At 55.2% G+C, this 13,913-nt stretch carries 12 protein-coding genes and 2 tRNA genes; 8 read left to right on the plus strand and 6 right to left on the minus strand.

Annotation, left to right across the window (positions count from 1 at the left end):
- Positions 1–9: 9 nt before the first annotated feature.
- Together F475_RS20745 and F475_RS20750 are read left to right on the plus strand one after the other, a co-directional pair.
- A tRNA-Val gene (locus tag F475_RS20745) sits at positions 10–85 on the plus strand.
- 19 nt (positions 86–104) lie between these two features.
- A tRNA-Asp gene (locus tag F475_RS20750) sits at positions 105–181 on the plus strand.
- 143 nt (positions 182–324) lie between these two features.
- Here the strand turns inward: F475_RS20750 and F475_RS20755 are convergent.
- Entirely contained in the window at positions 325–1,461 is a 1,137-nt protein-coding gene (locus F475_RS20755) for a catalase family protein (protein ID WP_018925160.1), read from the minus strand.
- 3 nt (positions 1,462–1,464) lie between these two features.
- Positions 1,465–3,297 carry a di-heme-cytochrome C peroxidase gene (locus F475_RS30360; protein ID WP_018925161.1) on the minus strand — a complete coding sequence of 611 codons (1,833 nt, stop codon included), beginning with the start codon at positions 3,295–3,297 and terminating at the stop codon, positions 1,465–1,467.
- A 269-nt stretch (positions 3,298–3,566) separates the two neighbouring features.
- On the opposite strand from F475_RS30360, the gene F475_RS20765 reads away from it, so the two are divergent.
- From F475_RS20765 to F475_RS20785, 5 genes are all read left to right on the plus strand, one after another.
- Positions 3,567–4,280: an FKBP-type peptidyl-prolyl cis-trans isomerase gene (locus F475_RS20765; RefSeq protein WP_018925162.1), complete on the plus strand. Its 714-nt coding sequence runs from the start codon at positions 3,567–3,569 to the stop codon at positions 4,278–4,280.
- A gap of 294 nt (positions 4,281–4,574) precedes the next feature.
- Complete coding sequence (locus tag F475_RS20770) at positions 4,575–5,030, plus strand: YkvA family protein (RefSeq protein ID WP_028940036.1); 456 nt, start codon at positions 4,575–4,577, stop codon at positions 5,028–5,030.
- 112 nt (positions 5,031–5,142) lie between these two features.
- Complete coding sequence (locus F475_RS20775) at positions 5,143–5,484, plus strand: helix-turn-helix domain-containing protein (RefSeq protein WP_111454691.1); 342 nt, start codon at positions 5,143–5,145, stop codon at positions 5,482–5,484.
- Complete coding sequence (locus F475_RS20780) at positions 5,481–5,852, plus strand: hypothetical protein (RefSeq protein ID WP_007898892.1); 372 nt, start codon at positions 5,481–5,483, stop codon at positions 5,850–5,852. Before F475_RS20775 ends, F475_RS20780 begins: the two co-directional genes overlap by 4 nt.
- Complete coding sequence (locus F475_RS20785; RefSeq protein WP_111454633.1) at positions 5,853–6,260, plus strand: sel1 repeat family protein; 408 nt, start codon at positions 5,853–5,855, stop codon at positions 6,258–6,260.
- A 234-nt stretch (positions 6,261–6,494) separates the two neighbouring features.
- Here the strand turns inward: F475_RS20785 and F475_RS20790 are convergent, their stop codons facing one another.
- The 4 genes from F475_RS20790 to F475_RS20805 all read right to left on the minus strand — a co-directional run bounded on the left by F475_RS20790 (position 6,495) and on the right by F475_RS20805 (position 10,641).
- On the minus strand, positions 6,495–6,809 hold the full coding sequence (locus F475_RS20790) for a hypothetical protein (protein WP_111454634.1): 315 nt from the start codon (positions 6,807–6,809) through the stop codon (positions 6,495–6,497).
- A gap of 401 nt (positions 6,810–7,210) precedes the next feature.
- On the minus strand, positions 7,211–7,654 hold the full coding sequence (locus F475_RS20795) for a hypothetical protein (RefSeq protein ID WP_256597224.1): 444 nt from the start codon (positions 7,652–7,654) through the stop codon (positions 7,211–7,213).
- A gap of 713 nt (positions 7,655–8,367) precedes the next feature.
- Positions 8,368–9,303: a hypothetical protein gene (locus F475_RS20800; protein ID WP_111454635.1), complete on the minus strand. Its 936-nt coding sequence runs from the start codon at positions 9,301–9,303 to the stop codon at positions 8,368–8,370.
- Positions 9,304–9,654: 351 nt separating this feature from the next.
- Entirely contained in the window at positions 9,655–10,641 is a 987-nt protein-coding gene (locus F475_RS20805; protein WP_111454636.1) for a hypothetical protein, read from the minus strand.
- A gap of 351 nt (positions 10,642–10,992) precedes the next feature.
- Between F475_RS20805 and F475_RS20810 the strand changes: the two genes are divergently transcribed.
- Positions 10,993–13,494, plus strand: a complete 2,502-nt coding sequence (locus F475_RS20810) for a DEAD/DEAH box helicase (RefSeq protein WP_111454637.1) — start codon at positions 10,993–10,995, stop codon at positions 13,492–13,494.
- Positions 13,495–13,913: the final 419 nt, after the last annotated feature.

Below are 13,913 nucleotides of genomic sequence, written 5' to 3' on the forward strand. Positions count from 1 at the left end.
CGAAGCGAAGGGTGATTAGCTCAGCTGGGAGAGCGTCTGCCTTACAAGCAGAATGTCGGCGGTTCGATCCCGTCATCACCCACCATTCGTTTCAAGCGTTTCGCGCAGCGGTAGTTCAGTCGGTTAGAATACCGGCCTGTCACGCCGGGGGTCGCGGGTTCGAGTCCCGTCCGCTGCGCCATATTCGGTATCTGGAACACTGAACGCCAGATCACCACAGAAAGCCCGCTTAATGCGGGCTTTTTGCTGTCTGGGATTTGGCTTTTTGCCGGATTCACTGAAGAAAGCGACCTGTTCAGGTCGCTTTTTTCGTTTCTGCCTTACTTATTGTTCGCCGTTGCGGCTGTGTCGATAGTCGCTGACGGCCTCGTACACCGCTTTGCGCAACCGGTTGATCCCACCAATCGGCCGATGGGCTTCAAGGCCGAACCATGGATTGAACGACAGGTTGTCGCATTGCAGGTTCAGCGCCGGGGTGTCGAAATCCTGGGCAGGCAGCTTGATCCTGGCCACGGTTTCGAAGGGCGCGTCTCGTTCACGCCACTCGATGCTGGTGTCTTCGATCGGCATATATTGGCCCGGATCCTGACGCTGGACCTGTAACACGAAACAGGCCGGCACCCGATCAGTCGACAGCTGCTGGTTCAGCGCACTGCGCAGGAAGTTCGGCAGGTTTTGATTTTGCGTGGGCAGCGTGTAGGTCGGGCAGCTCTCCGGATCCGGGATTACCCGGAATTTGACGTTGGCCTCACCAAACTTGTACGGCGAAACCGAAAAGTAGGTGGTCTGGGTCGGACTTGCCGGGGCAGGGGAGAGTGTCGCCAGCGCAATAAACAGATGACGAACCTGCCAGGTGCGCGGATCCCAAGCCGGGAAGAACGCCATTATCGTTTTGCCGTCAGCCTGAGCGGCCACATTCTGACGATACTCGGCGACATCGCTGACAAAGAAGTTCGGATGGTTGAACATCACGAAATCCTGCTCGTTGCGCCCTTGTCGATCACTCAGCAACTGTTTACCCGGCACATCGAACAACTTGATCGCCATGCCCCGGGCATCGCGGATGCTGTCGAACTGCGGATAGGCATTGCCGTTGGACAGACGCATCGTCGCTTGCCAGGTTTTGCCGGGTTCGCTGAACACGCCTTGGCGCAACGCCGTCGCCAGATCCGGCAGCACCTGAACCTCGGCCTTCACGCAACCATGGGCCTTGGCGTGAGCGTCGCGCAGATAGCGAGTACTTTCGCGGTGTTGATCGACGATCCGCACCGCTGTCTGGATGATGTCCCGGGTCATCGCCGCTTCGCCGTCCGGAATCAGTTCTTCAGCCGATACCGGGCCGCGATGTTGCCAGGCGAGCCATGCCATGGTCAGCGCCCAGCCGAGGACCCCCAAACCCAACATCCACAGCAGGGTTTTACCAAGGAAGGCACCCAGACGTAGCCAGAGCGTGATCAGCATGGGTCAATCCTTTTGACTGATGAGGTGGTCTGGCAATTGCGACTCCAGCGGGCCGCCCAACACTTTCAGGTATTCCAGCAGTGCCCAGCGCTCCTGCGGTTGCAGCAGGCGACCGATCACGCCATTACCGCGCTCGCCGTCGCGGAATTCGTGGCCGCTGTTGTGATTGCCGGTAATACGCGTGTCGAACACAAAACCGTTGGTGAAGGCTTCGGTGCGATAGCCCAGGTGTTTGGGATCGTATTCGAAGGTGCCCTTGTAGAACGTTGTTGCACGTTCATCCTGGGGCGAGAGCAGTTGATAAATGCTCGGCACCGAACCGTTGTGCAAAAACGGCGGCGTGGCCCATACGCCCGCCAGCGGCCGGGCCTTATAGCTGCGTAATTCCTGGACGCCGATAGGCAAGCCGAAACCGTCCAGGTTTGGCCGCTCCGCCGGTGTCACATTGGCAGCGCGATAGGCCTGGTTCCCCACAAAAGCAGTGACGTAGGCCAGCCCCTTGGCCACTGACAACTGGCTCAAATCCAAGGGCTCCGTGGGTTTTGGATGCAATTGCACGTCCAGTTGCGCAAGCTCTGCCGGATCCCACTGCAGGGCTGTCAGATCGAAGCGATGGTCGGCAATATTGTTGGCGGCGCCGGGGTCTGTGCCAATCACCTCCACGGGCAGTAAGTTCAGGTGGTGCACCGGTCTGCCGTCGCTTTGGGTGACGCGGGGGACGTGGCACCCGGCGCAGTTTTCAGCGAATAGTGCGCGGCCTTTTGCGGCCAACGGTTTGTCGATGGAGCCCAGCAAGGCTTCCGGCCAGACGGGCGGCTTGAGTCGTTGCAGGGTTTGTTCGATCCGGTGCAGATCGCGCACCCGGACGCTGGACGGGTAGCGATCGTCGCCCTTGAGGGGCTGCCCGCTGGCGTCGAAGAAATTCAGCGTGGCGCCGACACCCAGGGCCTCGCCGATGTTGCGGGCCATCGGTTGCTGCGCCGAGCCGTTCCACTGCACCCAGTCGAAGGTCCACATGTCCCACAGTTGCGGGTAGTCCACCGGCGCGTTGGCCACACGGTAGTTGGCCGGCGAAATGGCGTCGCCGAAGCTGGCGTTGGCAATGCGCCCGAAGGCGTCGGTACGGCCGGGGCCTTCTTCGGTGGGGTAGAGCCCGCGATGGGTATCGTTCCAGGCCACTTTCAAGAAGGTATCGAGTGAGCTTTTGAAGTCCTGGCGTAGCTGTTGATGCCGGGCGTCATAGTCCTGGCCCAGGACATTGCGCGCGAAACGTTCGAATTTCCACGGGTTGTAGTAAGTCGAGGCGAGGCTGGCCACCAGTGCCTGGCCGAAACTGCCGCCGCGCAGGGTCGGGACGCTGGATGGCAACACATGCTGGGCCGAGCCACCGTCGATGCGCACGGCCTGGCCGTTGAAACGCAATTCGCCGGTGTGGCAGGCGGAACAGGTGATGTCCAGAAACTCTTCCTGGCTGCCCGGATTCTGATGACGGGCGAAACCGACGGGCAGGTTGCCAGGGTTGTCTGGCGTGGCTTTCTGGCTCGGATCGATCAGAAAACCAAAGCGTGCGAGGTATTCGGGGGCGGCGAATCGTTTTTGCGAGAACGGCAGTTCGAGCGCGTTGAACCAGTCATAGCGCAAGCCTTTGACCTGGGTGCCTTGGGGCGTGAAGTAGTAGGCCTGGCGGTCTGCGGCGCTCCATTGCTCCAGGTAATGCACCTGTTGCGCCGGTGACCAGGCCGGTAATTTCGGGTTGGCGACGTAGTACAGCACCACGGCGAGGCCCAGCCCCAGTAGTACTGCGATCAGAATCAGCAAGCGGATTATGAGGCGCACGATAAACATCCTTGTCAATTTGTAGCTCTCTTATGCCTCAGCTGATGAAGTGCGGCAAGAGGCCATTACGCCAAGGGCTGTGGGAACCGGCATCGGGGGCTGTGAGAGCCAGATGACAGAAGCTTCATCGTTCTAATCCCGAAATGCGTTTAAACACCTGAACTTATCGGAAGTTTCCTGCTCTCATGCCGGTAGCCATTGGTCGTGGCCGCCTGATAAGCTCGCGGCTTTACTCGATTGCCCTTTAGGCGCATGAACAAGGAAATAGCATGAAACAGCATCGGTTGGCGGCGGCGGTGGCCCTGGTTGGCCTGGTACTTGCGGGTTGTGATTCGCAGACCAGCGTAGAGCTGAAAACCCCGGCGCAAAAAGCTTCCTACGGCATTGGCCTGAACATGGGCAAAAGTCTGGCTCAGGAAGGCATGGATGATCTGGACTCCAAAGCCGTAGCCCAAGGCATCGAAGATGCCGTCGGCAAGAAAGAACAGAAACTGAAGGATGAGGAACTGGTTGAAGCCTTCGCAGCGCTGCAGAAGCGTGCCGAAGAGCGTTTGGCCAAGATGAGCGAAGAGTCGGCAGCCGCCGGCAAGAAATTCCTCGAAGAGAATGGCAAGAAAGCCGGTGTCGTCACCACGGCTTCCGGCCTGCAATACGAAGTGGTCAAGAAGGCCGATGGCGCACAGCCTAAGCCGACCGACGTAGTGACTGTTCACTACACCGGTAAACTGACCAACGGCACCGTTTTCGACAGCTCCGTCGAGCGCGGCAGCCCGATCGATCTGCCGGTCAGCGGTGTGATTCCGGGTTGGGTCGAAGGCCTGCAACTGATGCACGTTGGCGAGAAGTACAAACTGTACATCCCTAGCGACCTGGCTTACGGCGCCCAAAGCCCTAGCCCGGCGATTCCAGCCAACTCGGTGCTGGTATTCGACCTGGAGCTGCTGGGCATCAAGGATCCAGCCAAACAAGACGACGCCAAGTAATCCGCGTCTGCTCTGACAACAACGCCTCGCTTATGCGGGGCGTTGTTGCATCTGGGGTTTGGTGAAGGTAAACAAAGCGAACGGATGCGGTACGCTGCAGTCATAGCCAGTGAGAGTGCCCGAGCTAGACGGACCGGTGCGCCAAGTCAATGAAATCTTGGGTTTTTTTATGTGAGTAAAAAACGCCCGATCTGAGCAAGACCCTTGTGAAACGGGGCTTCCAGCGGTGAAATGCAGCTCTGTTCACAAGGTTATCCACAATTTGTGTGGATAACATTTCAGTGGGAGGAAAAGATGAAAATGCCCTGGAATTTCGCCCGCTTCCTGCCAATGGCCGGGCGCCTGCTCGCCCGTGGTCGTTTGCCAACCCTGCTGTTCGCGGTTGCCAGCAAAGGTGCGAGCCAAGGTAATCGTCTGGGCAAACTTAAGGACGATCTGCGCTTGTTGCAGGCACTCTGCCTGGCCTACTGGCGTGGCGAGTACCGGGCCATCAGCCCGAAAGCGATGGTTTCGGTAGTGGCCGGCCTGATGTATTTCCTGAGCCCGGTGGATGCGATCCCGGATTTCATCCCAGTGTTCGGCATGCTCGACGACATTGCCGTCCTGGCCTGGCTGATGAAAGTCCTCGATGACGAACTCAACGCCTTCCGCGCTTGGCGCAAGCGTCAGGCGCCGGAAAAACTCGCAGTGGTTGAACGCCTGCCCGATACCCCGGAACAGCTGCAACTTCAGGGCCCGAAAAAAAACTGAACCGATTCAGGATCATCCATATTCATACCCCCCGCGACCTTGGCCGCTGTTAGGATTACACTTCTAAGGAAAAGTGCCGACTCGCTACGTGTCGTTGTCCTACGGGGTAGTCATGGATATTCAGATAATTACACGCGAAGGCGAACCAGAATATGCGGTTCTGCCATGGGCTCAGTATCAGGCTCTACTGAAAGCAGCAGGCATCAACGAACAACCACCGCGCGAAGCCACAGTGCGTCCCGCGGCCACATCAGACCAGACTCTTCCGGGTCTGGATCAACTACGCAGTTTGCGCGAAGGGAAGGGCATCGCCATTGAGGCGCTTGCCCGCACGGTAGGCATCAGCCCGTCATATCTCACCTTGATCGAAAGCGGTGAGCGTCAACCTGACGCTGCTATTCGCCGCAGCCTCGCCTGGGAATTGACGGTGCCGGGATGGAGGGATGAATCGTGAGCGTACGCATCAGTCGTCAACATTGGGATGGATTGCTGGGGGAACTGGATCAGGCGCGCCGTCAGCGCCATCTTCTGACTTATCGGGCATTGCTGGAGCGATTGCAGCTACCCACGCCCGCCATGCAAACCCTGACCGCCGCCCTTGAGCACCTGGCCGCGCTGGACGCCAGGGCCGAGCAGCCACTGCGCAGCTCGCTGGTGATCAGCCAGGGCGCCAGTCGTTTGCCGCGCACCGGCTTCTTCGAATGTGTCGAGCGCCTCGGGCGCTTCTCCGGACCGTCCGATGGCGTGGCTGCCGCGTCCTGGCATGCCTCGGAAGTGGTGCGGGTGTTCGAATACGAGTACCCCGAGTCGGCAGAAGCCTGAGTGTTCCTACGACTCAAGGCGCGGGTCGGTTACTGGCTGGCCCGCCGGATGTTCCACTGGTCGTGGTTTGTGCGCCAGCCGCGAGGCTGGCGCTGGCTCGAGGGCCAGTTCGCGCGCATGGCGAACCTGGGCGATGTCGGCGCCCAGAGCTTCTACGGCCACATCCTGACCTTTCGCGGCGTCGGTCTTGGGGCTCGCGAGGAGGGCATACGATTACTGCGCCTGGCCGCGTTGGCTGGGGATGGCAAGGCGGCGTATCAGGTTGGGGTGATCAGCCTGGCCGGTACGCCGAGCAAGGCGCCGGATCCGGTGGAAGCGGCGCGGTTTTGGCGTATTGCCTTGAAGGCCGGGCATCCGTTGGCTGAGATTAAGTTGAAAGGGTTGGCGAGTGGTGATGCTGAGCAGTGATTCGATATCGTTCGATGAGCAAGCGTTGTTGAGGGATCCTGACGATCAATTATAAATTCTATGGCGAGCTGCTTTCGGCCGAGGCTGTGTAAACGTTTTTTGAGCGCGACAGGTACTCAAAACCGGACTGGAAATTGCGCTTCTACGCGAAATCTACACCTGCTGACGTGCCGATAAATTTCAGATTTAACGTAGACGCGCGCACTTCAACTTTGGCGAAGCTTTTTTACATACTCAGGGCCAAAAGTAGTCATTCGGGGGGAGCGTTTTCCGGAATGATTTTCGCTTGGGCGTAAACCGGCTCAATAACGCGGCACCATCCTTGCTCCTGAGAATCTGATCGATCGCAGCGATTTTCTGGATTGCATAGTCAATCCGAAAGTCTGCATTGCTGCATGCGGCCTCCGTTTCATTGTGGAGTGCATAGGCCATATGGGCCGCGACGCGAACGCTCATTGGTGCATCCACATCGTTGCCCAGATATTCCGCAAGCAACGTCCTGATCTCAATCAATGCGAGGGCGAGGAGCTTGGTCTGGTCAGTCTGCATAAAAGGTCCTGGATACTACAACGAGGATAAAAACGGATTCGCGAGGTTATATAAGTTTTTTTATTGGCAAAAGCGAAAGACTGGCGTTGGCCGAATGCTGTCTTTGGCGAAGGTTCGCAATCGACCCAAAGCCGACGCTCGCAAACGCCTACGAAACTAGGGGGCATACTGACATACTGAAATTTTAATAAATATTACGCCCCATAACATTCAAAGCAGCGGTGCGGAACGTGCCCGCCGCCTTTGCTTGTAATGCGTTTTTAGTTCTTCTATGGACATCGGAGGCCTTTGTTACGCAGCACGCGGTGATAATTTGCGCAGACAAGCCTTAAATATAGCCAATACTGTCAATCCGATTTCCGACACACACACACTATTTGGAGTCACCTCCGGAGTTTTATTTATTGCTCATCCATCCATTCATCCGTTGCTTTTTCTTGCTCTGCCTCTACCTTGTCTTGAGGTTGATAGCGTCCCGGCGCGGCCGTATACCCGGTACGTGAAGCGGCATTACCAGTCCCTCCCTGTAACTTTGCTTTTTCCTCTTCCACCCATTCATCCATTGCTCTTTCTTGCTCCGCCTCCACCTCGTTTTGAGGTTGATAGTGTTCCGAGGCGGCTATATATTCACTGGCGTCATAACTTGGTTCGTCGTTTTTAACGGTACCATCCTTCAAACGCTCCGATGAACTGGCAATGCCTCTTAAATTTTTATCGATTTTTTTAGCCGCAGTCGCAGCCTGGCTTGAGTCCTGACTGACAGGATTTTCACTCGATTTAACGGCGTTTACTACGAAAAAAATAAAAGCCAATATGAGTAAGACAGATCTTTTATTTATCGACATGTTGCTCTCCTGTGATTATTGATTAAGGGTTTGCTTCTCGCTGACGCATAACAGTGATTAGAGCGAATTCGGCGATAACGAAATAGTAGAGGTCTCTAGATAACTCTGCGCTACCAATTCCGACTTTTTTTAAAAGTCCATATAAATCATAGATCTACGTCCACCCTCTCAGCTGTAATCGCGTAACTTCTGTTTTTCGTCGTCAATACCACTAGCCGATTACAGACCACGATCAATAGGTGTCGAGGAAACAGGGTGTAACCCTTGGCTTTGCGAAGCCGATTTTGGCCGATTACTGCCCTCGGCGAGAGGCAGAAAACGGCCAAAAGCGGTCAGTTGGTAGCCAAAGCTGTCCAGCTCCTTAACACGACCATTCGCTAGAACGGTTATGCCTACGGACGGGGCCCGACGGATAGTTCTCGATGCAGTGATACGAAGGTTGGGTGGCTGTTTATTGAGTAGGCCAGCGTTCTACCATGTCAGCCGACTCTCAAGAACAGCTAGCAAGCGGTTGTGTTCTTGGCCGAGAAAACACTCTTGTCAAGACGTAAAAAGACTCACAAATGAGGGGAAATCTGTTTTCAGGCTGCGCCCTTAATTTATGAATGTTAGCCGGGTAATGTCAGCGGTAGAGTAAAGCCTCCAGAATTACCGGCCTGCCTGGCAAACCCCGCCCGATGATGTCGGGCTTTTTATTGGGTGGGATCCACTGATTATTTTGTCTTTTTGACTGCACCCAACTTCGTCAACTGCTCTTGCAGCACACAAGCAACCATCGCGAGCTCCTTCAGCGCTTTAGCCTCTTTTTGCTGTGAAACTACGCTTGCTGATGCACCCTCGGCTCTAGAAGATGGGTCGTGAATAATCAAATGCCCAGTAGTGGATTCGATGATGCATTGTAGATCCCAAGTAAAAGACGGCTTTTCGGTTGAATACACCTCAATGGCCTTCAAATCTGCGAAAGTCACAGCCAATTTGGCAGCATCCGTGAATACTCCTTTTTCCTTCAATGCTGATACTAGCGTGGAGTTTGCCAAGGTCAAAGGCTTTGTGGCCTTGACCCCACTCAATATCCTTGCACCCTTGGCACCTTCCACTTTTTTTGAGAAGAACGCTTTCCTGCCGCCATACTCAAAAACCTCCGAGACCGTCAGCGCTCGAACCCCTGACGCCGATAAATTCTTCATTAACTTTGCCTGACTGGCTACCGCCTCATCCTTGCTGTTGTCTTTTGCAACCGCCAAGAAAATATCGGGGTGAGTATTCAACTGAAAGACACGTTTCTGTCCACCCACCGCGAACTCCGACAGCGTCCCGCCGTCTTTCAATGCTTCAAAGGCCTTGCCAAAGACCGGTACAGCTTCATGATTGGGCGTCAAAGGGGATTGCGCCTGTTGCAGTTCGAGAAAATGGGTCGCCAAAGCATCTATCGAGGCAAAACGTTCCTCTTTCAACTTATGCACATAATGACTAAGCAGTTCGAGCACTGCAGCCAAATGCGCCTGTTCCAGCATCCCTTTCGACTGTAGCGCCTCCTTCACTTCGAGTGCCAGCGCAGCTTCTTCGTAGTCTCCCGGACCGACGCTGGAGGAGGCTTGTGGCTCGTCGTCAGGTTTGGAAACTCGACGTCCACCGATGATTAATGTCATACATTACTTCCTTCCTGAAGTGATGATTGCTGCACTGTGAAAGCTCATGTAACCGACTGGGGCTACAGGAGTGCAGGTAGGCAAGGGGTATAGCGCAACTGCCCCAAGCAAAGTTCCAAACGGCGCATTGCACAGCCCAGACGATCATGAACATAGTCGAAGGCTAGAGAAGCGACAAGAATATGTCCTCAGTCCGGTGTCATACCCATCAACGACATGGCTCATTTACATCTTCGAGAGGTAAACGCTTAACAAATGTAGTTCTTACTCCGAAAAAATCTGTAAACATTAAAAGCGAAGCCAAATCAATGGCTTCGCTTTTAATGTTTACGGCTCTGAAAAAGCTACACTTCAGAACGGTATGTCATCGTCGAAGGGGGCGAATATCTGCTTGGGAGGCAGAGCGTTCTTTGGCAACGGCAGATTCGTAACAATGAACAAGTTGAGGATGTCATGCCTGTCCATAAACATGATCTGAGAGCGCTTCGTAGCATCCAGCTTGTTGCCTAGCCAATTTCTTGCCTGTTTTGTTATCTCTCCTCCTGCGACGATGAATGCGTGGTCAACCAGCACTCTTCGATTGAGTTCTGAGTCGAAAATCTCGTGTCCGAGCATCATATTCACCTGATTGTGAATCTCGGCGACGTTTGCTGAACCAGGCTTGCCGATACCCGCTGAATCCAATTTGCCCTTTTTAGCTTGAATACCGAAGTAGAGAACATGGAGGGTCGGCAGGGTGTATTTCATCCACACATCCTTTCCGTATTCCAATGCCTTGTCTTTATGACCTGCCGCGGTGATGCGATGAAAGCCAAGCTGACGGAACAGCGGCAGCAATACCTCCTCAATCAGTTCATCTTCAGAGCACTTGTCGAGATACGTGTTGAGTTGCGCCTGGCGCTCCACCTCCGCAGGAGTCAGTGGGCGATGCGGGTTTGCGATCTGCGCAATAGTGTTCGTGGCATTGTGGCGCAACTGGCCGAGGCCGTGCTCATCGTAAAACGCTTCCCAACCTTCGCGCGCCAGCACAGCATTAAGTGCGGCAAGAGCTTTATTTCTGTCCGAATCACCTTCCTGTGCTTCGCCTTTGTCAAGAATTGCGCGAATGATCCGGACGAAAGCATCGGGGGGAACCGAAGGGCTTGGATGCGGCAGAGCCAACACCTCTTCCAGCCTGCTTGCAACCCACGCCCAACGGGTCGACCCGTCGTGGGCGTAATCTAGGTCACAGTCTTGAAAGAATTCAGTGATGTAACAGCTTGAACGATACCGAAAGTGATCAGCGTCGCCACAAACGATGTGGGCGAGTTCGCGGATATTCCTGTTCTTCCATCTCATTTGCGTTCCTAGGCTAGGCTGAATGAGGCTGAGGCGCAGTAGCCGATAGAGCACACTTAACCGACAGCGACCGAGCACTCCACTCCGATTGTAGTTGGTGGGTACAGACTGCAAACGGCTAAGAGCCAACATCATTCAGGTTCATCAAATGTGAGCTTCGGGACTAGCAAGCTAACATCAAGACCAGCGTTGACTTCAGAGGAGACTTCGTGAGTAACGCTGGCAATGAAATAGTTAATTTTCCAACGGATCGGCAGATTTGGACGCCCGAAGCAAACGGCATGCTGAAGGTCGGGTTGAAGCATTTGATCACGTCTTCGCAGGCGCTTTAACGACAAGAGAGGAAACGGGATGGTGGATTTCAACAAACTCAGGTCGCAGTCTCTGCGCCCCGCACCGGTGGATCCACTGGAGATCTTCCGACGCATGCCCAAGCCTCAGGGCATCAACGACCTATACATCAGCCAGGCCGAGGTACTGGAAGCATGGTTCCAGCGTAAGAACGAACGCGACACCGTTGTAAAACTGCACACCGGGGGCGGCAAGACGCTAGTAGGTCTGCTGATAGCGCAGTCGACGCTGAATGAACTCAAAGAGCCGGTGCTTTATCTTGCGCCGACAAATCAGTTGGTCAGTCAGACCTTGGAGAAGGCTCGATCACTCGGGATCGCAGCAGTGCCGTACGTCCGAGGGCAGCCGCTGGCGGACGATTTCGTGAACGGCAAAGCTGTCATGGTGGCGTCTTACAAGGCGCTGTTCAACGGTTTCAGCAAGTTCGGTGTCCGAGGAGGCCGGATGCCTGTCAAGACGGGGGCTGTTATTCTCGATGATGCTCACGTGGCCTTCTCCGTTGTACGAGAGTCGTTCACGCTCGAAATATCTTCCAAGGAAGACGCGGAAAGGTACGACGCACTGTGTACTCTGTTTCGGGGCGCATTCAAGGACATGGACCGGCTGGGTACCTTCGATGACACCGTTTCCGGCCTCAGCAATGTCGTAATCGAGGTGCCTTACTGGGCATGGCACGAACAGATCGATGCGGCTCGAGATCTACTGCGTGGTGACGGCGAAGACACCCCGTTCGCCTGGCCGCTATTGCGCGACAACCTACACCTATGCCATGCGCTTATTAGCACCACCGCGTTCACAGTTACTTCGGTACTTCCCTTGGTCAATAGTTTCCCGACCTTCGCGGACGCGCCTCGCCGCATCTACATGTCGGCCACGATAGCGGACGATAGCGAGATAGTACGTACGTTCGACGCCGATCCCCGGCATGTTAATAACGCCTTGACATCGAGATCGCTGGCAGGCATCAGCGAGCGAATGATCTTAATCCCAAGCCTGATGAAGTTCGACTTCAACACAACCAAAGTTCCGAAAGAGTTACTCAAGCAAGTCGCGGCAAGCAACCTCGGCGCAGTCGTTCTCGTGCATTCCAACCATGCAGCCGACGCTTGGAAAGACGTCGCGGAATTCGCCGAAGGCTCGAACCAGGTTGAGGCAAAAATTGAGGCGTTACAGTTGCGCCAGACTAGTGGTCCGGTTGTTTTCGCAAACCGTTACGATGGCATTGACTTACCTGGGGATGCGTGCAGGTTTCTTGTCATGGAAGGTCTTCCTGCTGGCACGTCCGACTATGAACTATTGCGCGCAGCCACTTTATATGGTGGCGCGACTATCAGCCGCATGCTGGCTCAACGCATTGAACAAGGCATTGGCCGCGGAGCACGCGGAGCTGGTGACCACTGCGTTGTGCTGCTTGTTGGCTCGGACCTGGCAGGCTGGATCGCCAAGGATGCTAACTTCAAGTTGCTCACAAGCGCGACCCGCGCACAGCTTGAAATGGGCTCGACGGTCAGCAAAGAAGTTAAGGACGTCAACGAACTCGCCAACACTATCACGCTAAGCATCCGCAGGGATGCTGGATGGGTCGAATATCACGCGGCGACTCTTGCAGAGAACGTTAAGCAAGATACACCTGATCCCAAGCGATTTGATGTGGCCGCCGCCGAACGTAAGGCGTTCAACAACTGGACTGACGGCTACCACGACAAGGCGATCGCCAAGTTGGATCAGGTGGCGAATGCCCAGGATGCGCCAGACGATCAGACTCGCGGCTGGTTGCTCCAGTTGGCGGGCCGTATCGCGAACAATTGGGGCCAAAACGAGCGCAGCGACGAACTACAGCGCTCAGCATTCGCAGCGAACCGCAACCTCTTGCGCCCGCGTGTGACGCCTCCTTATCGCCCATTGTCGATACCGGGAGCGCAGGGCGCCGCGATCGCGTATCAACTGCGTGGGTATCACATCCGACGCGGCCTGATGCAACGCTTTGAGCAGGTGGCCTCGAAGCTCAATGCCAACGCCTCCGCTAATCAGTTCGAGCAAGCCTTGACAGATCTCGGTGAACTAATCGGACTTTCGACAGAGCGCCATGACGATGGCGGCGAAGGTCCAGACGTGCTGTGGCTACTGCCGACCAAAACCGCGCTAATCTTGGAGGCCAAGAGCCGCAAGTTGGACAAAAACCCATTAACCAAGGAGGAGCACGGTCAGCTGCTCGTTGCTCAAGAATGGTTCGACAAGAACTATGATGGGTATGCCAGTTTACGGGTTGTCGTTCATCCGACGAATAAGGCGACCGCGGCAGCCGCGGCCCACGACAGTTATGCACTGACTCTCCATCGCCTCACTGCGTTGGTTGCAGATGCTCGCGTGCTGCTGGGTGAGCTTTGCGAGTCTCAGCTCACCGACATCGAGCTAGAGGGTCACTGCCAGCAGTTGATCGAACGATCGTCGATTCGTGCAGATAGGTTGATTGCGTACCTGACGCCCTTCGTTGAAGGCTAGCTGTGTTACGCCATGAAAGGGTAATTGGTTGAAGATTTTAGCTGGAATGCCGAACACATCCGTCATGTCTTTAACTCGCGGTCATAAGAGGCCAAGAGCGAACGTCCGCTCCTCGCCGATTTCTGCCTGTCGCCACTGGCAGCTATGGGGTGGGATTCAACCGGTGGAGAAATCAAGCCAGGCTTCAGCGAAGCCTTCCGCCACGTTTGTCTTATTGAGCGAAATTTCTGGGCAAGGTCTTCGGAAGTTTCCTTCAAGTTGTGGCGGTTTTCGTGAACTGGTGCGCATTGAGTTCAATCGATAGGCTTTAGTGGTCACTGAATATCAGTGAGGGGGTGTAGGAACCCTTTAAGCATCGGTAATGCGTTAGCAATCGAAGTCGGATTTGCGGCCGTCAATGTGCGTCCGTAATATCTGTC

This window comes from Pseudomonas sp. URMO17WK12:I6 (assembly GCF_003253625.1).
In the GTDB taxonomy this organism is placed as follows: domain Bacteria; phylum Pseudomonadota; class Gammaproteobacteria; order Pseudomonadales; family Pseudomonadaceae; genus Aquipseudomonas.

Coding starts and splice junctions, on each gene's coding strand:
- F475_RS20795 (WP_256597224.1), bottom strand. CDS start 7,654: ATGTCGATAAATAAAAGATCTGTCTTACTCATATTGGCTTTTATTTTT.
- F475_RS20755 (WP_018925160.1), bottom strand. CDS start 1,461: ATGCTGATCACGCTCTGGCTACGTCTGGGTGCCTTCCTTGGTAAAACC.
- F475_RS20805 (WP_111454636.1), bottom strand. CDS start 10,641: ATGAGATGGAAGAACAGGAATATCCGCGAACTCGCCCACATCGTTTGT.
- F475_RS20775 (WP_111454691.1), top strand. CDS start 5,143: ATGGATATTCAGATAATTACACGCGAAGGCGAACCAGAATATGCGGTT.
- F475_RS20770 (WP_028940036.1), top strand. CDS start 4,575: ATGAAAATGCCCTGGAATTTCGCCCGCTTCCTGCCAATGGCCGGGCGC.
- F475_RS20790 (WP_111454634.1), bottom strand. CDS start 6,809: ATGCAGACTGACCAGACCAAGCTCCTCGCCCTCGCATTGATTGAGATC.
- F475_RS20800 (WP_111454635.1), bottom strand. CDS start 9,303: ATGACATTAATCATCGGTGGACGTCGAGTTTCCAAACCTGACGACGAG.
- F475_RS20810 (WP_111454637.1), top strand. CDS start 10,993: ATGGTGGATTTCAACAAACTCAGGTCGCAGTCTCTGCGCCCCGCACCG.
- F475_RS20765 (WP_018925162.1), top strand. CDS start 3,567: ATGAAACAGCATCGGTTGGCGGCGGCGGTGGCCCTGGTTGGCCTGGTA.